Raw genomic sequence first — 20,868 nt, forward strand, 5'->3', positions numbered from 1 at the left:
TGTTTAAAATACAATAGATTTTGTTTTTAAGATTTCGTATTCATGGCTTTTGATGATCTTTTCTAAACGCAACAGCATGATGTCTGAAATCGTGTTTTTATACCCCTTGTTTTTTAAAATGCTGGCAGCTTGCGGGTTATTTTTAATTTTTTCTTCTTTTTGACACAAATAAAAAGACCAATTCAAATAATAATCCTTATTAACTTCTATAACCGCTTGCGCTGTTGTCCCACTGCCTGCAAAAAAATCTAAAATAATAGAATCTTTGGGGGTGGAGCATAACAATAAATATTTAATCAATCCTACAGGTTTTGGTGTTTTAAAAAGCCCCTTTAAGCCTAATTTTTCTAAATCTTTCGTGCCTTGTCGGCTATAAAAATCCAACACGCTCAAACAATTATCTTGCGATTCTTTTAGGTAATATTTTTCATAAGGGCGATTGTTCTTAAAAATAAGCCTATTTTGATAATATAAATCCTTAAGCTTTTCATCGCTGCTCCACCCTCTGCTTTTTAAGGGTTCTAAAAAAAGATTGATTTCTTGTATCGCTACACTGCGTGGGTTTGAAGGCGTGGATAGATCTTTAGCGAAATAAATCTCACCTTTTTCATCCACTAAATTATAATTTTTTAAAAAATTAAAATGTTCTTTTTGGGATAACTCTTTGATTTGTTCTTTTAAGACAAGTTGGGCTTGAGCTTGTCCTTTTTGTTTGAAAACATTCTTAATCGTTCGCATTAAATCTTTTAATGCTTTAGCATAAATGGGCAAAAGCGTTCGTAAGATTTTAAAACCAGGAGCGAACGCTTTATTTTTGGCGTAGCTTAAAACATACTCATGGGTAATATTAATGTGTTTGGCGTTAGATCTTGTGGCTTGTTTAGTGATAAAAGTGCCTAAAAAATTGCACGCTCCAAAAATTTCATTGGCAATGATTTTGATCTCAGCCATTTTGTTATCATCTATAGAAATAAAAAGACAACCGCTTTGTTTTAACACAGCCTTTGCTAAAATCAAATGTTCTTTAATCCATTTTTCGTAGTCAGCATGAGCGTCATCATATTCAAAATTAGAACTCTTGGTGTTATAAGGGGGGTCTATATAGATGGTTTGGACGCTTTCTTTTTCTATCCTTTTCAAACACTCCAAAGCTTCCATAATAAAAACTTTATGCAAGGGAGTTTCCCCAAGAAAAATAACCGAATTTAAGATTAAAAAGATTGATAAGCTCTTGTTCTTTTAAATCAATGGGTTTCATTTTGAAACCAAATTCTTTGATTAATTTACTGATGCCTATCGTTTGAGTTGAGCGCCTGCTTTCATTATGGCACTCTTTTACTTTTTGTTCTAAATACAATCCCATTTCAGGGTGCTTCCCATAAACAATGAATAAAAGATTAGAAATATTATTCCACACACCCACGGCTAAAGTCGTTTTAATATCGCAAAAAACCTTGGCTTTTTCTAAAGTGGTGTCATTAAAAGTCGCGCTCCAAGTTTTACTTTGAAAGGATACTTGCTTGATCTCTAAAAATTCATCGCTTGAACTTTTTTTGGCATCAAGGCCATGCTTTTGGGTATTGATGAGATCATAATCTAAATATAAAGCCACCATGCTATCTCTCAATTCATTCAAAAATGAATCGTTGTCATGTTTATTGTATTTATTTTGAATTTCTTCAATCGGCTTCAGTGCTTGATAGCTTTCTGTAATGAAGTTTCTATCAATAGGTTCAAAGCAACCCTTATTAAAAAATCCTAAAGACTGATTTAAAAATTGCATATCTAGCCCTTTGATTAAATTCTTTCAATTATTTTAGTGAAAATATATGATTCATTAGCAATACTTTTAAGCAGAATATCTAAAATTTGCATTTCATTATTTATCATAAGTTTGTTTTAAACACGAGCCATTATCAAAAAGTTTTGTATTATAATTTGATGGATTTCTATGGATTAAGGTGTTTGGATTGAGTTTAGCCGATATTATTTTAGAGCGTTTTAAAGATTTTATGAGAGAACAACCTGAGCCTTACAAGTTTTTGCAGGTTTTTTACGCGCAAGAAAAAGAACGCTTTTTAAACCATAAAATGAGCGATTATATGAAGCGAAATAAAAGCAAGGAAGAGGCTAGTATTTTGGCCAGACAAGGCTTTGTCAGTGCGGTTGGAAGAGCGTTAGAAAAAATCATAGAACTTTTATTAAAAGATTTCTGTATTAAAAACAATGTCAAAATGACGAACGATAAGATCTTAAGGGCTAAGCGCATTAATGGCGAGTTGGATAAGGTCAAACGGGCTTTATTGGTGCATTTTGGAGAGTATAGCGTCTTACCTGATGGAGATATAATTCTTTATCAAACCAACAAGGATAATATCAAAATCCTAGCGATTTTATCGGTAAAAAATTCGTTTAGAGAGCGTTTCACAGAAACGCCTTATTGGAAATTAAAACTTTTACAATCGCCCATAACTTCTCACATTAAAGTTTTCATGATAACACCGGATAACGATGATGAAATCAGCTTTAAAGACAAGCCTAAAAAGGCTAGGATCGTCATGGAGCATGAATGAGATGGCCTTTATTTAGCCAAAAGCCATTTTGATCAAAGCCCTAAAATCAAGGGCATAGAAAATTTATTAGAAGATTTAAAGAGGCTTTTATGAAACCTTATTTCAGTTTGGAAAAATTGGATTTATACCATGGCGATGCGAGCGTTTTAGAGACTTTTGAAAAAGGTTTTTATGATTTGTGCGTTACTTCACCGCCCTATAATTTGAGCATTGAATACCAAGGGAGTAATGATTTTAGGGCTTATGATGATTATTTGAATTGGTGTAAAAATTGGCTTAAAAATTGTTATTTTTGGGGTAAGGAACAGGCGAGATTGTGCTTGAATGTCCCTTTAGATACGAATAAGCATGGCAAGCAAAGTTTGGGGGCAGATATTACTATAGTGGCTAAAGAATGCGGTTGGAAATACCAAAATACGATTATTTGGAATGAAAGCAATATCTCAAGACGCACCGCTTGGGGGAGTTGGCTGCAAGCTAGCACGCCTTATGTTATCGCTCCTGTGGAGTTGATTGTTGTTTTTTATAAAAACGAATACAAACGAAAAAAACAAACTTCTACGATGAGTAAAGAGGAATTTTTGCTCTACACGAATGGGCTATGGAGTTTTAGCGGAGAGTCTAAAAAACGCTTAAAACACCCAGCCCCATTCCCAAGGGAATTACCCAGGCGTTGCATTAAATTGTTTTCTTTTTTAGAAGACACGATTTTTGATCCTTTTAGCGGATCTGGCACGACTATTTTAGAGGCCAACGCTTTAGGGCGTTTTAGCGTGGGTTTAGAGATTGAAAAAGAATATTGCGAGTTGTCTAAAAAGCGTATTTTGGAGAGTTTGTCATTAATGTGAGCGTTTTAAAAACCTTTGAGGGTTAAAATAGTGTAAAATAGTAAAGATTTTAAAACTCAAAAAGGATTGATAATGAATTTATTTGAAAAAATGACTGACCAATTGCATGAGACTTTAGACAGCGCGCTCGCTTTAGCTTTACACCATAAAAACGCTGAAGTAACGCCCTTGCACATGCTTTTTGCCATGCTCAATAACTCCCAAGGCATCCTCATTCAAGCCTTACAAAAAATGCCTGTGGATATTGAAGCTTTAAAGCTTAGCGTTCAAAGCGAGTTGCATAAGTTCGCTAAAGTTTCACAAATCAGCAAGCAAAATATCCAATTAAACCAAGCTCTAATCCAAAGTTTAGAAAACGCTCAAGGCTTGATGGCTAAAAGGGGCGATTCTTTCATCGCTACCGATGTGTATCTTTTGGCGAACATGAGCCTTTTTGAAAGCGTTTTAAAACCTTATTTAGACACTAAGGAATTGCAAAAAACTTTAGAATCTTTAAGAAAAGGCAGGACTATCCAGGATAAAAACGATGATTCCAATTTGGAAAGTTTAGAAAAATTTGGCATTGATTTGACGCAAAAAGCCCTAGAAAATAAGCTAGATCCGGTTATCGGAAGAGATGAGGAAATCATTCGCATGATGCAAATTTTGATACGAAAAACAAAAAATAACCCTATTTTACTAGGTGAGCCTGGAGTGGGGAAAACGGCGGTTGTGGAAGGGTTAGCCCAACGCATTGTGAATAAGGAAGTGCCTAAAACGCTTTTAAACAAACGAGTCATCGCTTTAGATTTAAGCTTGTTGGTGGCTGGGGCGAAATACAGAGGCGAGTTTGAAGAGCGCCTGAAAAAGGTGATTGAAGAAGTTAAAAAAAGCGCGAATGTGATTTTATTCATTGATGAAATCCACACGATTGTAGGGGCTGGGGCTAGTGAGGGGGGCATGGATGCGGCTAATATTTTAAAGCCTGTGCTCGCTAGGGGGGAATTGCACACGATTGGAGTGACCACTTTAAAAGAATACCGCAAGTATTTTGAAAAAGACATGGCGCTACAAAGGCGTTTCCAACCCATTTTACTCAATGAGCCTAGCATCAATGAAGCTTTACAGATTTTAAGGGGGTTGAAAGAAACTTTAGAAACGCACCATAATATCACCATTAATGACTCCGCGCTCATAGCGAGCGCCAAACTCTCCAGCCGTTATATCACCGATAGGTTTTTGCCCGATAAAGCGATTGATTTGATTGATGAGGGGGCGGCTCAATTAAAAATGCAAATGGAATCAGAGCCGGCCAAACTCTCTAGCGTTAAGCGTTCCATTCAAAGACTAGAAATGGAAAAACAAGCCCTTGAAATGGAAAAAAAAGAGAGCAACCACAAACGCATGCAAGAAATCCTTAAAGAATTGAGCGATTTGAAAGAAGAAAAAATCCAATTAGAAGCGCAATTTGAAAACGAGAAAGAAGTGTTTAAAGAAATTTCACGCTTGAAAATGGAAATGGAAAGCTTGAAAAAAGAGGCTGAGAGGTTTAAGCGCAATGGGGATTACCAGCAAGCGGGTGAAATTGAATATTCTAAAATCCCTGAAAACAAAAAGAAAGAAGAAGAATTGCAGCACAAATGGGAAGCGATGCAACAAAACGGGGCGTTGTTGCAAAACGCTTTAACCGAAAACAACATCGCTGAGATCGTGAGCCAATGGACGCATATCCCGGTCCAAAAAATGCTCCAAAGCGAAAAAAATAGGGTTTTAAACATTGAAAGCGAATTGCAAAAAAGAGTGGTGGGGCAAGAAAAAGCGATCAAAGCGATCGCTAAAGCGATTAAAAGGAATAAGGCTGGGCTTAGCGATAGCAACAAGCCTATAGGGAGTTTCCTCTTTTTAGGGCCAACAGGCGTGGGTAAAACCGAGAGTGCTAAAGCTTTGGCGCAATTCTTGTTTGATAGCGATAAAAACCTTATAAGAATTGACATGAGCGAATATTTGGAAAAGCACGCTATCAGCCGTCTTATTGGGGCCGCTCCTGGGTATGTGGGCTATGAAGAAGGCGGGCAATTAACCGAAGCGGTGCGCAGAAAGCCTTATAGCGTGGTGCTGTTAGATGAAGTGGAAAAAGCCCATCCGGATGTGTTTAACCTTTTGTTGCAGGTTTTAGATGAAGGGCATTTAACCGATAGTAAGGGCGTGAGGGTGGATTTCAAAAACACGATTTTGATTTTAACCAGCAATGTGGCTAGCGGCGTGCTTTTGGAAGAAAATTTGAGTGAAGCCGACAAACAAAAAGCGATTAAAGAGAGCTTGAGGCAATTTTTCAAGCCGGAATTTTTAAACCGCTTAGATGAAATCATCTCCTTTAACGCTCTAGATAGTCATGCTATCATTAATATCGTGGGGATACTCTTTGAAAATATTCAAAAAAAAGCGCTTGAAAGGGGCATTAATATAACCCTAGACGAAAAAGCAAAAGAATTGATCGCCGAAGCGGGGTTTGACAGATTTTATGGCGCTAGACCCCTAAAGCGCGCGCTCTATGAAATGGTAGAAGACAAGCTCGCTGAACTCATTTTAGAGGATAAAATCAAAGAGAATGACAGCGTGACATTTGTGGTAGAAAATAACGAGATTGTGCCTAAGATTAAGTGAGGTTTTGCTATCCTAAAAAATTAAAAAATATAAGAAACGATTATTTTTAAAAAAGGATTGGATGATGTTTGATAACACGCTTGTCAATTTATTTGAGACAGCACCTCTTTTAACTTCGCTTTTAGCTGGGATTTTAACTTTTTTAAGCCCTTGCGTGTTGCCTTTGATCCCAGCGTATATGTCTTATATTTCTCAAATTTCTTTAGAGGATATTAAAGATGGTAAGGCTAAAAGGGTTTCGGTTTTTTTAAAATCCTTGATGTTTGTGGTGGGGTTTTCGCTCGTGTTTTTGGGCGTGGGCATGTCTATGGCCAAGCTTATCCATAGCTTTTCGTTTGCTTGGGTGAATTATATCGCTGGGGGGATTGTGATCCTTTTTGGTTTGCATTTTTTAGGCGTGTTTCGTTTTTCATTTTTGTATAAAACTCAAAGCGTTTGTTTGGCGAGCAAATCTAATAGCATGCAGCGCTTTTACCCCTTTCTTTTGGGCATGAGTTTCGCTTTAGGCTGGACGCCATGCATCGGGCCGATATTCACTTCTATAGTGATCATGAGCGCGAGTAAGGACGCTTATGGCTTAATGCTTATGGTGGTGTTTGTAATGGGCTTGGCGATCCCTTTTTTATTGGTGGCTTTAATGCTAGAAAGAGCGCTTTTGTTTTTAAAATCCTTAAAGAAATACAACCGCGCGATTGAAATTGTTTCAGGGTTGGTGCTTATTTTAATGGGAATACTGATTATGACAAATTCTTTAGAAAGCCTGACGAATTTCTTGCAAAAATAGGAGGGTTTGGTGCTGTTAAAAAACGCTTCGTTTTATGATGATGAAGTTTTAAAAAGAGCGGATATTCGCTTAAAAGATTCCCTCATTATAGAGATTAAAGAAAACTTAAGCCCTAGCGGCAGCGAAGAAGTGGTTGAATGTAAAAAATTATTCGTGTTGCCAAGTTTTATAGATTTGAGCGTTACTTGCTTGGAGGGCTATGAAAATTTAAAGCAAAAGGCTTTTAAAGGGGGGGTAGGGTTACTCAATATTTTTAATTGCGATCAAAGCGGTATTAAAAACATCACAGCGCTCAAAAACAACCAGCTAGCCGACATCGCTACGCTTAAAAAAGAAGGGGGGGAAATTTTAATTATAGAGTCTGATGCTTTTTTAGAGCTCATCAGCCATTATGCAAAATCTTACAACTTGCCCCTTTTAATCTCTTTAAAAAATTCTTTTGAAGCCCTAAATAGCGGGGAATTAGCCTATGAATTGGGGCAAAATTTTGTAGAAAATGCGTTTGAAAACACGCAATTAGTGCGTTTCATGGAAGTTTCTAGAGCGTTACAAATCCCTATGCTTTTAGATAAGGTGAATAGCATTACCACGCTCAAACTCATCAAAGCCTTTAATGATTTAGGGGCGAAATTGCAAGCCCAAGCGCCTTTAAGCCATTTAGCGCTAGATGAAAGCGTGTATGAAGATTATGATCCCAGGTTTAAAATCGCCCCTCCTTTAAGGGACAAAAAAGATCAAAACGCCCTAAAAGACGCCCTAAAAAATAACGAAATTTCCATGCTCACAAGCCTTCATGTTTCTAAAAATTCTAACGCACAGCTTTTTGAAGAAAGCGCTTTTGGGTGTGAGAGCATAGAGGACGCTTTTAGCGTGGCTTACACTTTTTTAGTTCAAAAAAAGGTTATTGATTTGCAACAGCTCATTAAAGTTATGGCGTCTAATCAAGCGCAGTTTTTAAAACTCAATGCAGGCGAGGTGAAAGAAAATCAATTAGCCAACCTCATGATCGTGGATCTAAACGCTAAAATAAGGGTGAGCAATAAAAATTCGCCCTTTTATGGTTTGGAATTATATGGCGAAGTTCAAAGAATGATCTTAAAAGGGCAAACCACATTTATTAAGGAGAGTGCATGCAAATTTTAGGAGCGTCTTTAGTTTTTTTGTGCAATGAAAAATGCGAAGTGTTAGAAGATTATGGGGTAGTCTTTGATGAAAAGATTGTTGAAGCGGGCGATTATCAAAGCTTAACGCTCAAATACCCCCACTTAAAAGCGCAGTTTTTTGAAAACTCCGTTCTTTTGCCCGCTTTTATCAACGCACACACCCATTTTGAATTTTCCAACAACAAGGCGAGTTTTGATTACGGGAGTTTTTCTGGCTGGTTAGGGAGCGTGTTAAACAATGGAGGGGCGATTTTAGAAAATTGCCAAGGGGCTATCCAAAACGCCATCGTTGCACAATTAAAAAGCGGGGTAGGGAGCGTGGGAGCGATTTCTAACCACTTGATAGAAGTGAATTTGTTGAAAGAAAGCCCTTTGAACGCTGTCGTGTTTTTGGAGTTTTTGGGGAGCAGTTATTCTTTAGAAAAATTGAAAGCGTTTGAGAAAAAATTTAAGGATTTAAAAGATTTAGAAGATGCAAAACTCAAAGCCGCTCTCGCTGTGCATGCCCCTTATTCGGTTCAAAAAGACATGGCTTTAAGCGTTATCCAATTGGCCAAAGATTCACAAAGCTTGCTTTCTACGCATTTTTTAGAATCGTTTGAAGAACTAGAATGGGTGGAAAGTTCTAAAGGGTGGTTTGAGAATTTTTACCAGCATTTTTTGAAAGAGTCTAATTTCAAGTCGCTCTATAAAGGCGCGAATGATTACATTGACATGTTTGAAGACACGCACACTTTGTTTGTGCATAACCAGTTCGCTTCTTTAGAAGTATTAAAAAGGATCAAGTCTCAAGTCAAAAACGCTTTTTTAATCACATGCCCTTTTTCTAACCGCTTATTAAGCGGGAAAGCTTTGGATTTAGAAAGGGTTAGAGAGGCAAATTTGAGCGTGAGCGTCGCCACTGATGGCTTGAGCTCTAACGTTTCTTTGAGCCTTTTAGACGAATTAAGAGCGTTTTTGCTTTCCCATAACATGCCGTTATTAGAATTAGCTAAAATAGCTCTTTTAGGGGCGACTAGGCATGGGGCTAAAGCTTTAGCTTTGAATAATGGCGAGATAGAAGCCAATAAGAGGGCGGATTTGAGCGTGTTTGATTTCAATGAAAAATTCATTAAAGAGCAAGCGATTTTGCAATTTTTATTGCATGCCAAAGAAGTGGAACGCTTGTTTTTAGGGGGGAAAAGGGTGATCTAATTTGTTTTAAAGACAGAATGCGTTAAAATGGGAAATCCAAATCAATTAAGGAAAGAGTCAATGAAATTAGTTTTAGCCAAGAATACGAGAAAATCAGACGCTAAGAGCGTGGAGTTAGAGGATTTGTACCACAAATTCAGTGAAGACAAGCGTTCTATTTTCTATTTTGCCCCCACAAACGCCCACAAAGACATGCTCAAAGCGGTGGATTTTTTCAAAGAAAAAGGCCATACGGCTTATTTAGATGAGGTGAGGGTCAGCACTGATGAAAAAGATTTTCTTTATGAATTGCACATTATTTAAAGGCTTGTATTGAAAGTTTATATTGAAACGATGGGTTGTGCGATGAATTCTAGGGATAGCGAGCATTTACTAAGCGAACTATCCAAGCTAGATTACAAAGAGACTAGCGACCCTAAAACAGCGGATTTGATTTTAATCAACACTTGTAGCGTGCGCGAAAAGCCTGAACGGAAATTGTTTTCAGAGATCGGGCAATTCGCTAAAATCAAAAAACCCAACGCCAAAATCGGGGTTTGCGGGTGCACTGCAAGCCACATGGGAGCGGATATTTTGAAAAAAGCCCCGAGCGTGAGCTTTGTGTTAGGGGCTAGGAATGTGTCTAAAATCTCTCAAGTGATCCATAAAGAAAAAGCGGTTGAAGTGGCGATTGATTATGACGAAAGCGCGTATGCGTTTGAATTTTTTGAAAAAAAGGCTCAAATCCGATCGTTACTAAACATCTCTATAGGTTGCGATAAGAAATGCGCTTATTGCATTGTCCCGCACACTAGGGGGAAAGAAATTTCTATCCCTATGGATTTGATTTTAAAAGAAGCTGAGAAATTGGCGAATAACGGCACTAAAGAGCTCATGCTTTTAGGGCAGAATGTGAATAATTATGGCGTGCGTTTTAGCAGCGAGCATGCGAAAGTTAATTTTAGCGATTTGTTGGATAAATTGAGCGAAATTCCAGGCATTGAAAGGATACGATTCACTTCGCCTCACCCCTTGCACATGAATGATGCATTTTTAGAGCGCTTTGCCAAAAACCCTAAAGTGTGCAAGAGTATCCACATGCCCTTACAGAGTGGATCTAGTGCGGTGTTAAAGATGATGCGAAGGGGTTATAGTAAAGAGTGGTTTTTAAATCGGGTGGAGAGGTTAAAAGCTTTAGTGCCTGAAGTGGGCATTAGCACGGATATTATCGTGGGCTTCCCTAATGAGAGCGATAAGGATTTTGAAGACACGATGGAGGTGCTAGAAAAAGTGCGCTTTGACACGCTCTATAGTTTTATTTACTCCCCACGCCCTTTCACTGAAGCGGGAGCTTGGAAAGAAAGAGTGCCATTAGAGGTTTCATCTTCAAGGTTAGAGAGGTTGCAAAACAGGCACAAAGAAATTTTAGAAGAAAAAGCCAAGCTAGAAGTGGGTAAAACACATGTGGTGTTGGTGGAAAACAGGCGTGAAATGGATAATCAAATCGTGGGTTTTGAAGGGCGTAGCGATACGGGGAAATTCATTGAAGTAACTTGTAAAGAAAAAAGAAACCCGGGCGAGCTTGTAAAAGTGGAGATTGTTTCTCATTCCAAAGGGCGCTTGATAGCGGCCATCAAAGGCAACTAATCAAAATAACCAATGAAGAGCGGGTTTAAAGGCGAGAATTGAGCTTAAAATTTTTCAGGAAAAATATCGTTTTAAAGGTTGTCCCTCGTTTGGCGTTTGGAGTCCTTTGGTTGTTGCATAAAACTTGTAAAAACCGCTATTTTTTAGCTCAAAATTTAAAAGAAAAACCCTTTATTGTAAGCTGTTGGCATGGGGAGCTTGGCATGATCGGGTTTGCGTATTTAAGGCTTGAAAAACCTTCTGTTTATGTGATCGCAAGCCAGCATTTTGACGGCTCTATTGCGGCGGGTTTGTTTGAAAGCTTTGGTTTTAAAAACATTAGAGGCTCTAGCAAAAAAGGGGGGGTTAAGGTTTTGATAGAGGGGCTTAAACGATTGAAAGAAGGTTGCGATGTCGCTATCACTCCTGATGGCCCTAAAGGCCCACGACACAGCATAGCGGATGGGGTGATCGCTTTAGCTCAAAAATCAGGCGTGGGGATTAGCGCTTGTCGGGTGGTTTGTAAAAACGCATGGCGGTTGAACACTTGGGATCAATTTGAAATCCCTAAGCCTTTTAGCGAAGTGCATTATTACATGCTAGAATCTGTAATCATCCCTAAAGAATGGGAACTTTCAAGGGCTAAAGAATATTTAAAGACGCGCATGGATTCTGTTGGGTTTGAAGAACCTCAAAGGGGTTTGGGTGCTTAAGGGGTTAAAAAAAGCGTTTAAGGAGAGGTTTTGCTCTCAAGTGTATATCTCTTTTAATGTGGATCATAATCTTTTATCCACTCAAGTCATAAGGATCAAAAACGATCGCATTAAAGAGAAATTTTTTAAAACTTTTGAGACTAAAGTGGAGACTAAAAATGGTGAAGTCCCCATTCAAGCCTTAAAAATCGCCAGAACTTATAGCCAAAAATACCCCTACACCTATTTTAGCGCGATGAGTAAAGCTAAAGAGGTTTTATGCGAAAAGCAGGCGTTTGAACAAATCAAACAAGAAAATCAAGATTATCATGCTTGTGAAGTCAATCAAAAGTATTGCGTTTATGTGGAATCTAAGGATTTTTTAAAGGATTTCAAGCGTTTTAAAATCCAGGATGTGGATTTTTTGTTTTCGCCTTTTAGCCTTATTTATGATTTTGTGCGCGATCATTTAGAAAATAAGCCGTTGTTGTATTTGCTTTTGGAGCGTTCAAGATTTTATTTTTTGATTGCGGATAAAAAAGAGATTTTTTTAGCCAAATCCGTGTTTTTAGAGGAACAACCTGAAGAGTTTATAGAGAGCAAAGAAGAAGATTCTATGGGAATGGATAATGAGACTGTGAATTTGTTTTTGAGTGAAATCCAAGAAGATATTGACAGCCTTGAAGAAGCGATAGGCCTAGATAGCAGTAAGGATAATAGTGAAAAAAATAAGGACGCTTATAGTTTGATTGAAGGCATGACAAATATCCCTTTGATTGCAAACGCCTTGCAAGAGGGATTGCGCAGCGTCTATCATTCTAGAGAGATAGACTTTGTAGAAAAAGTGGTTGTTTTAGACAGCTGTCAAATCCACCACAAAGCGTTAATGCATTTGCAAGAAACTTTGATGATAGAAGTGGATAGGCTTGATTTTTCTTTAGTGGAGCGCTTGAACATTTTAGCGCGCATGGAGAATGAAAAGCATGCGTTTTAGTTATATTGAGCCAAGAGCGAAATACCTTATCAGCAAGCTTTCTAAAATTTGGGTTTTTTACATTTTTTTATCTTTTGTGGTGATAGGGGGGTTAGTGTGGTTTATGCACAACGCCATTAAAAGCACTCAAGACAATGCGTCCAGTTTGACGATCCAAGAAAGGCTCTACCGCCATGAAATCAGCCGCTTGCAGGTTAAGACTGATGAAACCTTAAAACTCATTAAAGAAGCCAAAAAGCGTTTGAATTATAACGATGATATACGAGATGTTTTGCAAGGGCTTTTGAATATTGTGCCGGATTCCATCACTATTAATAGCATTGAAATAGACCAGCAAAGCGTGGTGGTTAGTGGTAAAACCCCTTCTAAAGAAGCTTTTTATTTTTTGTTTCAAAACAAACTAAACCCCATGTTTGATTATTCTAGGGCGGAATTTTTCCCTTTAAGTGATGGGTGGTTTAATTTTGTCTCCACTAACTTTTCCAATTCCTTACTGATAAAAAATCCGGAGTCTATTAAATGAAACCATTGCATTTTTCACACTTAGACAGAGAGCAATCAGGCGATGTGGGTTTTATCATTAAAAACCTTGTTTTTTTGGGGATTTTTTCCTTATTTGGTTGGCTCAATACCGAGTATTTTCTATGGCCTAACATGCTGGAATTAAAAAAAATCCTTTTAGAAGAAAATCGTAAAAAAAGCGTTTTAGAATACGCGCAAAGGCATTTTGAAACAGCCCTAACAAACTATCGCAATCAAAAAGAAACCAGCGAATCCTTATTAAAGATTTTTAATGATGAAGAGTCCAGGCGGATCTTAGAAAAGATCTTAAAAAAATGTTTTGATGCTTATAAAATCAAACCCTTACTCTCTCAAAACCCCCTTCAAAAAACCCAATTTTTTATCATGGCCAGAGCGAGCGAATTGGAAAAGACCTATCTTTTTTTCACCCTAATCAACAAATATTTACCGAGCGCTCAAAGCCAATTGCCCTTAAAAATTTCTAAAGATGATGAAGGGTTGTTGGTGCAATTTAGCGTGAGTATTGATCTCCAATAGGATAGGGGTAGTTTAATGCAAGATTTTGATTTCAGTTTTAATCCTAAGGCATGCGAGGGTTGTGGGGCAAAGTGTTGCGTGGGGGAAAGCGGGTATATTTTTTTAAATATCCAAGAAATGCAAAAAATTAGCGCTTTTTTAAAATTAGAATTAGAAGAATTCAGTCAAAAATACGTTAAAAAGGTAGGGTATAAGTTTTCTTTATTAGAAAAAGACGCTAAAGAGTTGGGTTTGGCGTGCGTGTTTTTGGATTTGGAGACAAAAAAATGCCAGATTTATAGCGTGCACCCTAAACAATGCCAAACTTTTCCTTTTTGGGAGAGCGTGAAAACTTTCTCTAAAGAGCGAAAGGAAGCTTTTTGCAAAAGCTGTCCGGGCATTACACAAAAAACCAAAGAAACTAAAGTGCACTAAAATTCATTATAGTGACACAAAAAGGAAATAAAATAATGAATATTCAAACAAAGAAAAGATTTTTAGCAAATATATTGCTTTTTAGTCTGTTTTCTTGCCTTAAGGCTGAAACCCTTTCAGAAGATCATCAAATCCTGTTGAGTTCAGACGCTTTCCATAGAGGGGATTTTGCCGCCGCTCAAAAAGGCTATATGAATCTTTACAAGCAAACCAATAAGGTGGTGTATGCTAAAGAAGCGGCCATTTCAGCGGCGAGTTTAGGGGATATTAAAACCGCTATGCATTTAGCTATGCTCTATCAAAAAATCACCAATAATCGTAATGATGTTTCTATCAATAAGATTTTAGTGGATGGCTATGTGCAAATGGGGCAGATTGATAAGGCGATTGAACTATTACACAAAATCCGTAAAGAAGAAAAGACCATAGCCACAGATAATGTGTTAGGGACTTTGTATTTGACTCAAAAGCGTTTGGATAAGGCTTTCCCGTTGTTGAATAAGTTTTATAACCAAGTGCATGATGAAGACAGCCTAGAAAAACTCATTACGATCTATTTTTTGCAAAACCGCAAAAAAGAGGGCTTGGATTTGTTGCAATCTCATATAGACAGGTATGGTTGCTCAGAGCAATTGTGCCAAAAAGCGCTCAACACTTTCACGCAATTTAATGAGCTTGATTTGGCTAAAACGACTTTCGCTCGTTTGTATGAAAAAAACCCTATTGTTCAAAACGCCCAATTTTACATAGGGGTATTGATCTTGTTAAAAGAGTTTGATAAGGCCCAGAAAATCGCAGAATTATTCCCCTTTGACAGGCGCTTATTGCTAGACTTATACACCGCGCAAAAAAAATTCGCTCAAGCTTCCAAACAGGCTTCTTTAATCTATCAAGAAAGAAAAGACCCTAAATTTTTAGGCTTAGAGGCCATTTATCATTATGAAAGCTTGAGCGCGAATAAGAAAAAGCTCACCAAAGAAGAGATGTTGCCCATTATTCAAAAATTAGAGCAAGCCACCAAAGAGCGCCAAGCATGGCTTGCTAAAACTAAAGACAAAGAAGACGCGCAAGACGCTTTCTTCTATAATTTCTTAGGGTATTCCTTGATAGATTATGACATGGATATTAAAAGGGGCATGGATTTTGTGAGGAAAGCCTTAGCGTTGGATTCTGGATCAGTGCTTTATTTGGATTCTTTAGCATGGGGTTATTACAAATTAGGGAATTGTTTGGAGGCTAAAAAAATTTTTTCTAGCATCGCTAAAGATGTTATCCAAGCCGAACCTGAATTGAAAGAGCATAATAAAGTCATTCAAGAATGCAAGAAATAGGGATTTTAGAAAATTTACAAAAAAGCTTAGCCTTAAAAGAGGGCATGCTTTCTTATGAAATGTTAGGTAAAAGCCTGTCGTATAACCCTTACTTGCCTAGAATCATTCCTCAAATTAAAGATTGTGTTTTTGTAACCCCTGATGAGGTTTTAGAAAAGCTTTTGAAAGAAAACACCCACACCGATTGCGTCATTGTCAATTTCAAAGGATTATACGAAATAGGCGCGCCAAGCGTGTTTGATTTAGAAGTTTTAGGGTTATTGCGCCGCCATGCGAGTTCTTTGATTATCCATCAGGATCTTTTCATCAGCCACTACCAGCTTTTAGAATCGCTTGTTCAAGGCTCTGATGGGGTCATTTTAGATGAAGAGCTTTTGAAAGAAGATCTAAAAGGCATGGTAGAATTCGCTTGGCGTTTGGGCTTAGGCGTGTTTGTAGAAACCCACAAACAAGACTACACCCATTTAAAAGATTTAGGGGTTTTAGGCGTGCTAGAAATTAGCCCCCATTCTTATAATCAAAAAAAAATAGTCTTTTTAGATTGAATTTTAAGCTAATTTAGAGTAAAAATCGTATTCAAACTTTTTAAAAGGAGTTAGTCATGTCATTATTGGTGAATGATGAATGCATTGCGTGCGATGCTTGCAGAGAAGAATGCCCTAGTGAGGCGATTGAAGAGGGCGATCCTATTTATAATATTGATCCAGACAGATGCACAGAGTGTTATGGGTATGATGATGATGAGCCTCGTTGCGTGAGCGTATGCCCTGTAGATGCGATTTTGCCGGATCCTAACAACGCAGAGAGCAAAGAGGAACTGAAATACAAATATGAAAGCTTAAAAGAGCAAGATTAAAGGCTAGCAATGGCTAAAATCACAACCGTGATTGATATAGGCTCTAATTCAGTGCGTTTGGCTGTCTTTAAAAAGACGAGCCAGTTTGGGTTTTACTTGCTTTTTGAGACTAAGTCTAAGGTTAGGATTTCAGAGGGTTGTTATGCGTTTAAAGGGGTTTTACAAGAAATCCCCATGCAAAGAGCCGTTAAAGCCTTGAGCGAATTTAAAGAAATCGCCCTCAAATACAAAAGTAAAAAAATCTTGTGCGTGGCGACCTCAGCGGTGCGCGATGCCCCTAACAGACTGGAGTTTGTAGCGAGGGTGAAAAAGGCTTGCGGTTTGCAAATCAAAATCATTGATGGGCAAAAAGAAGCGCTCTATGGCGGGATTGCGTGCGCGAATTTGTTGCATAAAAATTCAGGGATCACGATAGATATTGGAGGGGGTAGCACCGAGTGCGCGTTGATTGAAAAAGGCAAGATTAAGGATCTCATTTCGCTTGATGTTGGGACAATTCGCATTAAAGAAATGTTTTTAGACAAGGACTTAGAGGTCAAATTGGCTAAAGCCTTTATCCAAAAAGAAGTCTCTAAACTGCCCTTTAAGCATAAAAACGCCTTTGGGGTGGGGGGGACGATCAGAGCCTTGAGTAAGATACTCATGAAACGCTTTGATTACCCTATTGATTCTTTGCATGGTTATGAAATAGATGCGCATAAAAATTTAGCGTTCATTGAAAAAATCGTCATGCTTAAAGAAGATCAATTACGGCTTTTAGGGGTGAATGAAGAGCGTTTGGATAGCATCAGGAGCGGGGCGTTGATTCTATCAGTCGTTTTGGAGCATTTAAAAACTTCCTTGATGATCACTAGCGGGGTGGGAGTGAGAGAAGGCGTGTTTTTGAGCGATTTATTACGAAACCATTACCATAAATTCCCCCCCAATATCAACCCCTCTCTCATCTCTTTAAAAGATCGCTTTTTACCCCATGAAAAGCACAGCCAAAAGGTCAAAAAAGAATGCGTGAAATTGTTTGAAGCCTTATCGCCTTTGCATAAAATAGATGAAAAATACCTTTTCCATTTAAAGATTGCGGGGGAATTAGCGAGCATGGGTAAGATTTTAAGCGTCTATTTAGCCCACAAGCACAGTGCGTATTTCATTTTAAACGCTTTGAGTTATGGCTTTAGCCACCAGGATAGGGCGATCATTTGCTTATTAGCGCAATTCAGCCATAAAAAAATCCCTAAAGACAACGCTATCGCCCACATGAGCGCGATGATGCCAAGCCTTTTAACCTTACAATGGCTGAGTTTTATCCTTTCTTTGGCCGAAAATTTGTGCCTGACAGACAGCCATCATTTAAAATACACGCTAGAAAAAAACAAGCTTGTGATCCATTCTAATAATGCGCTTTACTTGGCTAAAGAAATGCTCCCCAAACTCGTTAAGCCCATTCCTTTGACGATAGAGTTTGCTTGAAAATAGCGATCGTCAGGCTTTCAGCGCTTGGGGATATTATCGTGAGTGCGGTGTTTTTGGCGGCTATCAAAGAGCGTCTGCCTAACGCTCAAATAGAATGGTTCGTGGATGAAAGATTTAGTGCGATTTTAGAGCATTCCCCCTATATTGATAAATTACACCCCATCGCTTTAAAAAGCACGCTTACAACCTTTAACCCTTTGAAGATTTTCAAACTTTTTAAATCTTTAAGGGCTTATGAATACGATATAATCATTGACATGCAAGGCCTAGTCAAATCCGCCCTCATCACTCAAATGTTAAAAGCCCCTAAAAAAGTCGGCTTTGATTACGCTTCGGCTAGGGAGGGTTTGAGCGCGTTTTTTTACTCGCAAAAAGTTTCTATCGCTTATGATGAGCCTATTTTAAAGCGCAATTTCACGCTCCTTTCTCAAGCCCTAAACTTGCCCAAAAAAGAAATTTCACAGGGTTTAAGCTCTAGGGCTAAAGCGTTTTCTTACCAGCCTTCTCCAAAAATCAATGCGTTAAATTTGAATGAGAATAAACCAAAAATCCTTTTTGTTTTAGAAACTTCTAAAATCAATAAAACTTACCCCACAGAGCGTTTTAAAGAGCTGGCGTTAGCGTTAGAAAATTTTCAAATTTGCTTGTTATGGCATGCTGATGAAGATAAGGCCACTACGCTTTATCACGCTTTAAAACACCAACGCGATGTGTTATTGCTCCCCAAACTCACTTTAAACGAGGTTAAGGCGTTGCTTTTTAAAATGGATTTGATTATTGGGGGTGATACGGGTATCACGCATTTAGCATGGGCGTTGCAAAAACCCAGCATCACCCTTTATGGCAACACGCCCATGGAGCGTTTTAAATTAGAAAGCCCGATCAATGTTTCGCTCACCGGTAATTCAAACGCCAACTACCATAAAAAGGATTTTTCTATCCAAAACATAGAGCCTAAAAAAATTAAAGAATGCGTTTTAAACATTTTAAAGGAAAAAGAATGACTTATAAAGAACGACTCATACACGAAAAAATATTAAACAAAGACGATAAGGGTTTTAAAACAGAACTGCGCATTTTGAGCATTTTTATCGTGGAATCTTTAGTGAATATTTTGGGGTTTGTTTTAGCTAAAATGCCCCATTCGTGGTTTTTAAGGTGCATTAAGGCTGTGGCGTGGCTGATGAGAACCTTTGATAGGCGTCGTTATTTTGACGCTAAAGCCAATTTGGATTTTGTGTTTGGGGATTCTAAAAGCGAAGAAGAGAAAAAAAGGATCATTAAAAAGGGTTATGAAAATTTTGCTTTCATTATTTTAGAAACCATTAGAGTGATCTTTATCCCTAAAGATGAATACGACGCTCGTTTCACGCTCATCAATGAAGAAAATGTGTGGAAGTCTTTAAACAAGGAAGGCCAAGCGATCACTTTATGCATGCATTTTGGCTATTGGGAAGCGGTAGGCACGACTTTAGCGCAATATTATAAGGATTATGGTAGGGGGTGCTTGGGGCGTTTGACTAAATTCGCCCCCATCAATCACATGATTATGAGTAGGCGAGAAGCGTTTGGGGTGCGTTTTGTCAATAAAGTGGGAGCGATGAAAGAACTCATTAAAATGTATAATCAAGGCAATGGCCTTGTGGGGATTTTAGTGGATCAAAATGTCGTGCCTAAAGATGGGGTGGTGGTGAAATTCTTTGATAAAGACGCTACGCACACCACGATCGCTTCTATTTTATCGCGCCGTTACAATATAGACATCCAGCCGGTATTCATTGATTTTAATGACGATTATTCGCATTACACAGCGACCTATTACGAAAGTATCCGCTCTAAAATCACCGATAACGCTGAGAACGATATTTTAGAATGCACGCAAGCCCAAGCGAGTTTGTGCGAAGAGGTGATTAGAAACCACCCGGAAAGTTATTTTTGGTTCCACAGGCGTTTTAAAAGCACCCACCCTGAAATTTATCAAAGATAGGGTTTTGTTTTAATCAAAAATTAAAAACTAAAGCCTTATTTTTAAGAAAACTTTTATTGATGGTAAAAAACGCTTTTTAGTATTTTTGCATTCCATCATTCAATGCGAACAAGAGTGATATTTCTCCAAAAACTCTTTTTTAAAACTCAAAAACCGCTTTTCTAAAATAGCGTTTCTAGCGTTTTTAACCAGCTCTAAATAAAAATGCAAATTGTGCAAGCTGGCTAAACGAGCGTAAGTGAGTTCTTTAGCCCTAAAGAGATGGTGCAAATAGGCTTTAGAGTAGCGTTTGCAAGCATAACAAGCGCAATTTTCTTCAATAGGGGTATCATCCAATTTATAGGGCGCGTTTTTGATAGAAATTTTGCCAGAATGCGTGAAAAGGGTGGCGTTTCTGGCGTTTCTGGTGGGCATCACGCAATCAAACATATCCACCCCCAAACTGATAGCGTCTAGGATATTTTCAGGCGTGCCTACGCCCATTAAGTAGCGAGGCTTGTCTTTGGGGAGCAAGGGGGTGGTGTGCGCGATGGTTTCTAGCATTTCATCTACACTTTCCCCCACCGCTAAACCGCCTATAGCGTAGCCATCAAAACCTTTATGCGTTAATTCCACGCTAAGACTACGCATTTTCAAATGCGTCCCACCTTGGATAATGGCAAAAAGGTTGTTGTTGGGGCGGTTTTTTTCTTTGTGGTATTCTAGGCTGAGATTCGCCCATTTAGCGCTTCTTTTAATGGATTCTTCAAGGCGTTTTAAGGGAGCGGGCAAGCCCACTAAATCGTCTAAAACCATCATAATATCGCTATTTAAAGAATATTGAATGTCCAAAACTTTAGCGGGCGTGAAGAAATGTTTGCTCCCATCAATATGGGATTTAAAAACGATCCCATCTTCTTGCAATTTGACATTATCGCTCAAACTGAAGGCTTGAAACCCCCCACTATCCGTTAAAAAACTCCCATGAAATTGAGCGAAACGATGCAAGCCGCCTAATTGCTCAACGACTTTCTCGCCCGGTCTTAAATACATGTGGTAGGTGTTGGCTAAAATGAGTTTAGCGCCTAAAATTTCTTGTGCATCTGTAGCGTCTAAAGATTTGATGCAGCCTTGCGTGCCTACTGGCATAAAAACAGGCGTTGCCACTTGAGAATGGGCTAAATTTAAAACGCCAGCTCGCGCGTGTTTGTCAGTCGCTTGGAGTTGAAAATCCATCGTTTAAGCCTTAATCTTGGATATAATGGCGTAATCATTTTTT

At 38.3% G+C, this 20,868-nt stretch carries 21 protein-coding genes and 1 pseudogene; 19 read left to right on the forward strand and 3 right to left on the reverse strand.

Translation table 11 applies throughout. The annotated features are described in order from the left end of the window. Nucleotides 1-3: 3 nt before the first annotated feature. Together QT76_RS02205 and QT76_RS02210 are read right to left on the reverse strand one after the other, a co-directional pair. Entirely contained in the window at nt 4-1,176 is a 1,173-nt protein-coding gene (locus QT76_RS02205; protein ID WP_080242572.1) for a DNA methyltransferase, read from the reverse strand. Beyond that, nucleotides 1,169-1,783, reverse strand: a complete 615-nt coding sequence (locus QT76_RS02210; RefSeq protein ID WP_033616416.1) for a hypothetical protein — start codon at nt 1,781-1,783, stop codon at nt 1,169-1,171. Before QT76_RS02210 ends, QT76_RS02205 begins: the two co-directional genes overlap by 8 nt. 187 nt (nt 1,784-1,970) lie before the next feature. On the opposite strand from QT76_RS02210, the pseudogene QT76_RS02215 reads away from it, so the two are divergent. From QT76_RS02215 to QT76_RS02305, 19 genes and pseudogenes are all read left to right on the forward strand, one after another. Further along, a pseudogene (locus QT76_RS02215) lies at nt 1,971-2,666 on the forward strand (BsaWI family type II restriction enzyme). After that, nucleotides 2,663-3,421 carry a DNA-methyltransferase gene (locus tag QT76_RS02220; RefSeq protein WP_033616418.1) on the forward strand — a complete coding sequence of 253 codons (759 nt, stop codon included), beginning with the start codon at nt 2,663-2,665 and terminating at the stop codon, nt 3,419-3,421. The pseudogene QT76_RS02215 and the gene QT76_RS02220 overlap by 4 nt, the downstream one beginning before the upstream one ends. A gap of 72 nt (nt 3,422-3,493) precedes the next feature. Continuing rightward, nucleotides 3,494-6,064 (forward strand): ATP-dependent Clp protease ATP-binding subunit, encoded by a 2,571-nt coding sequence (locus QT76_RS02225; protein WP_033616419.1) that lies wholly within the window; start codon nt 3,494-3,496, stop codon nt 6,062-6,064. Between the two features lie 64 nt (nt 6,065-6,128). Next, nucleotides 6,129-6,848: a cytochrome c biogenesis protein CcdA gene (locus QT76_RS02230; protein WP_033616420.1), complete on the forward strand. Its 720-nt coding sequence runs from the start codon at nt 6,129-6,131 to the stop codon at nt 6,846-6,848. Between the two features lie 9 nt (nt 6,849-6,857). Beyond that, entirely contained in the window at nt 6,858-7,991 is a 1,134-nt protein-coding gene (locus QT76_RS02235) for an amidohydrolase family protein (protein WP_033616421.1), read from the forward strand. Then, the gene (gene mqnF / locus QT76_RS02240) at nt 7,979-9,205 is read left to right on the forward strand and encodes an aminofutalosine deaminase family hydrolase (RefSeq protein WP_033616422.1); all 1,227 of its coding nucleotides are present in this window, start codon (nt 7,979-7,981) and stop codon (nt 9,203-9,205) included. Before QT76_RS02235 ends, mqnF begins: the two co-directional genes overlap by 13 nt. 60 nt (nt 9,206-9,265) lie before the next feature. Beyond that, nucleotides 9,266-9,508 (forward strand): nuclease, encoded by a 243-nt coding sequence (locus QT76_RS02245; protein ID WP_000780044.1) that lies wholly within the window; start codon nt 9,266-9,268, stop codon nt 9,506-9,508. A 9-nt stretch (nt 9,509-9,517) separates the two neighbouring features. Next, the gene (miaB, locus tag QT76_RS02250; RefSeq protein WP_080242494.1) at nt 9,518-10,831 is read left to right on the forward strand and encodes a tRNA (N6-isopentenyl adenosine(37)-C2)-methylthiotransferase MiaB; all 1,314 of its coding nucleotides are present in this window, start codon (nt 9,518-9,520) and stop codon (nt 10,829-10,831) included. A gap of 38 nt (nt 10,832-10,869) precedes the next feature. After that, nucleotides 10,870-11,523 carry a lysophospholipid acyltransferase family protein gene (locus tag QT76_RS02255; protein ID WP_025275647.1) on the forward strand — a complete coding sequence of 218 codons (654 nt, stop codon included), beginning with the start codon at nt 10,870-10,872 and terminating at the stop codon, nt 11,521-11,523. Next, nucleotides 11,516-12,496: a hypothetical protein gene (locus tag QT76_RS02260; RefSeq protein ID WP_033616423.1), complete on the forward strand. Its 981-nt coding sequence runs from the start codon at nt 11,516-11,518 to the stop codon at nt 12,494-12,496. Before QT76_RS02255 ends, QT76_RS02260 begins: the two co-directional genes overlap by 8 nt. Then, the gene (locus QT76_RS02265; RefSeq protein ID WP_001212813.1) at nt 12,486-13,019 is read left to right on the forward strand and encodes a hypothetical protein; all 534 of its coding nucleotides are present in this window, start codon (nt 12,486-12,488) and stop codon (nt 13,017-13,019) included. Before QT76_RS02260 ends, QT76_RS02265 begins: the two co-directional genes overlap by 11 nt. Further along, on the forward strand, nt 13,016-13,555 hold the full coding sequence (locus QT76_RS02270; protein WP_033616424.1) for a hypothetical protein: 540 nt from the start codon (nt 13,016-13,018) through the stop codon (nt 13,553-13,555). The genes QT76_RS02265 and QT76_RS02270 overlap by 4 nt, the downstream gene beginning before the upstream one ends. A gap of 15 nt (nt 13,556-13,570) precedes the next feature. Next, complete coding sequence (locus QT76_RS02275) at nt 13,571-13,969, forward strand: YkgJ family cysteine cluster protein (protein WP_033616425.1); 399 nt, start codon at nt 13,571-13,573, stop codon at nt 13,967-13,969. 35 nt (nt 13,970-14,004) lie between these two features. Next, nucleotides 14,005-15,300 carry a tetratricopeptide repeat protein gene (locus tag QT76_RS02280; protein WP_033616426.1) on the forward strand — a complete coding sequence of 432 codons (1,296 nt, stop codon included), beginning with the start codon at nt 14,005-14,007 and terminating at the stop codon, nt 15,298-15,300. Next, the gene (locus QT76_RS02285; RefSeq protein ID WP_033616427.1) at nt 15,288-15,845 is read left to right on the forward strand and encodes a beta/alpha barrel domain-containing protein; all 558 of its coding nucleotides are present in this window, start codon (nt 15,288-15,290) and stop codon (nt 15,843-15,845) included. Before QT76_RS02280 ends, QT76_RS02285 begins: the two co-directional genes overlap by 13 nt. 56 nt (nt 15,846-15,901) lie before the next feature. After that, nucleotides 15,902-16,156, forward strand: coding sequence for a YfhL family 4Fe-4S dicluster ferredoxin (locus QT76_RS02290; RefSeq protein WP_000055463.1), 255 nt, complete (start codon nt 15,902-15,904; stop codon nt 16,154-16,156). Between the two features lie 9 nt (nt 16,157-16,165). Beyond that, a complete protein-coding gene (locus QT76_RS02295; protein WP_033616428.1) occupies nt 16,166-17,620 on the forward strand; it encodes a Ppx/GppA family phosphatase in 1,455 nt (484 codons plus the stop codon). Then, a complete protein-coding gene (gene waaC / locus QT76_RS02300) occupies nt 17,617-18,627 on the forward strand; it encodes a lipopolysaccharide heptosyltransferase I (protein ID WP_033616429.1) in 1,011 nt (336 codons plus the stop codon). The genes QT76_RS02295 and waaC overlap by 4 nt, the downstream gene beginning before the upstream one ends. After that, nucleotides 18,624-19,610, forward strand: coding sequence for a lipid A biosynthesis lauroyl acyltransferase (locus QT76_RS02305; protein ID WP_033616430.1), 987 nt, complete (start codon nt 18,624-18,626; stop codon nt 19,608-19,610). Before waaC ends, QT76_RS02305 begins: the two co-directional genes overlap by 4 nt. Before the next feature lie 99 nt (nt 19,611-19,709). On the opposite strand, the gene tgt is transcribed toward QT76_RS02305, so the two are convergent. After that, a complete protein-coding gene (tgt, locus tag QT76_RS02310; RefSeq protein ID WP_033616431.1) occupies nt 19,710-20,825 on the reverse strand; it encodes a tRNA guanosine(34) transglycosylase Tgt in 1,116 nt (371 codons plus the stop codon). Between the last annotated feature and the right edge of the window lie 43 nt (nt 20,826-20,868).

The sequence above is a fragment of the Helicobacter pylori SA37A genome, from assembly GCF_000476015.1.
In the GTDB taxonomy this organism is placed as follows: domain Bacteria; phylum Campylobacterota; class Campylobacteria; order Campylobacterales; family Helicobacteraceae; genus Helicobacter; species Helicobacter pylori_DB.

Excerpts from the sequence above, each read along its gene's own strand:
- QT76_RS02210 (WP_033616416.1), bottom strand. The coding sequence starts at position 1,783 with ATGCAATTTTTAAATCAGTCTTTAGGATTTTTTAATAAGGGTTGCTTT.
- QT76_RS02220 (WP_033616418.1), top strand. The coding sequence starts at position 2,663 with ATGAAACCTTATTTCAGTTTGGAAAAATTGGATTTATACCATGGCGAT.
- QT76_RS02225 (WP_033616419.1), top strand. The coding sequence starts at position 3,494 with ATGAATTTATTTGAAAAAATGACTGACCAATTGCATGAGACTTTAGAC.
- QT76_RS02230 (WP_033616420.1), top strand. The coding sequence starts at position 6,129 with ATGTTTGATAACACGCTTGTCAATTTATTTGAGACAGCACCTCTTTTA.
- mqnF (WP_033616422.1), top strand. The coding sequence starts at position 7,979 with ATGCAAATTTTAGGAGCGTCTTTAGTTTTTTTGTGCAATGAAAAATGC.
- QT76_RS02245 (WP_000780044.1), top strand. The coding sequence starts at position 9,266 with ATGAAATTAGTTTTAGCCAAGAATACGAGAAAATCAGACGCTAAGAGC.
- QT76_RS02265 (WP_001212813.1), top strand. The coding sequence starts at position 12,486 with ATGCGTTTTAGTTATATTGAGCCAAGAGCGAAATACCTTATCAGCAAG.
- QT76_RS02270 (WP_033616424.1), top strand. The coding sequence starts at position 13,016 with ATGAAACCATTGCATTTTTCACACTTAGACAGAGAGCAATCAGGCGAT.
- QT76_RS02275 (WP_033616425.1), top strand. The coding sequence starts at position 13,571 with ATGCAAGATTTTGATTTCAGTTTTAATCCTAAGGCATGCGAGGGTTGT.
- QT76_RS02280 (WP_033616426.1), top strand. The coding sequence starts at position 14,005 with ATGAATATTCAAACAAAGAAAAGATTTTTAGCAAATATATTGCTTTTT.
- QT76_RS02285 (WP_033616427.1), top strand. The coding sequence starts at position 15,288 with ATGCAAGAAATAGGGATTTTAGAAAATTTACAAAAAAGCTTAGCCTTA.
- QT76_RS02290 (WP_000055463.1), top strand. The coding sequence starts at position 15,902 with ATGTCATTATTGGTGAATGATGAATGCATTGCGTGCGATGCTTGCAGA.
- QT76_RS02295 (WP_033616428.1), top strand. The coding sequence starts at position 16,166 with ATGGCTAAAATCACAACCGTGATTGATATAGGCTCTAATTCAGTGCGT.
- QT76_RS02305 (WP_033616430.1), top strand. The coding sequence starts at position 18,624 with ATGACTTATAAAGAACGACTCATACACGAAAAAATATTAAACAAAGAC.
- tgt (WP_033616431.1), bottom strand. The coding sequence starts at position 20,825 with ATGGATTTTCAACTCCAAGCGACTGACAAACACGCGCGAGCTGGCGTT.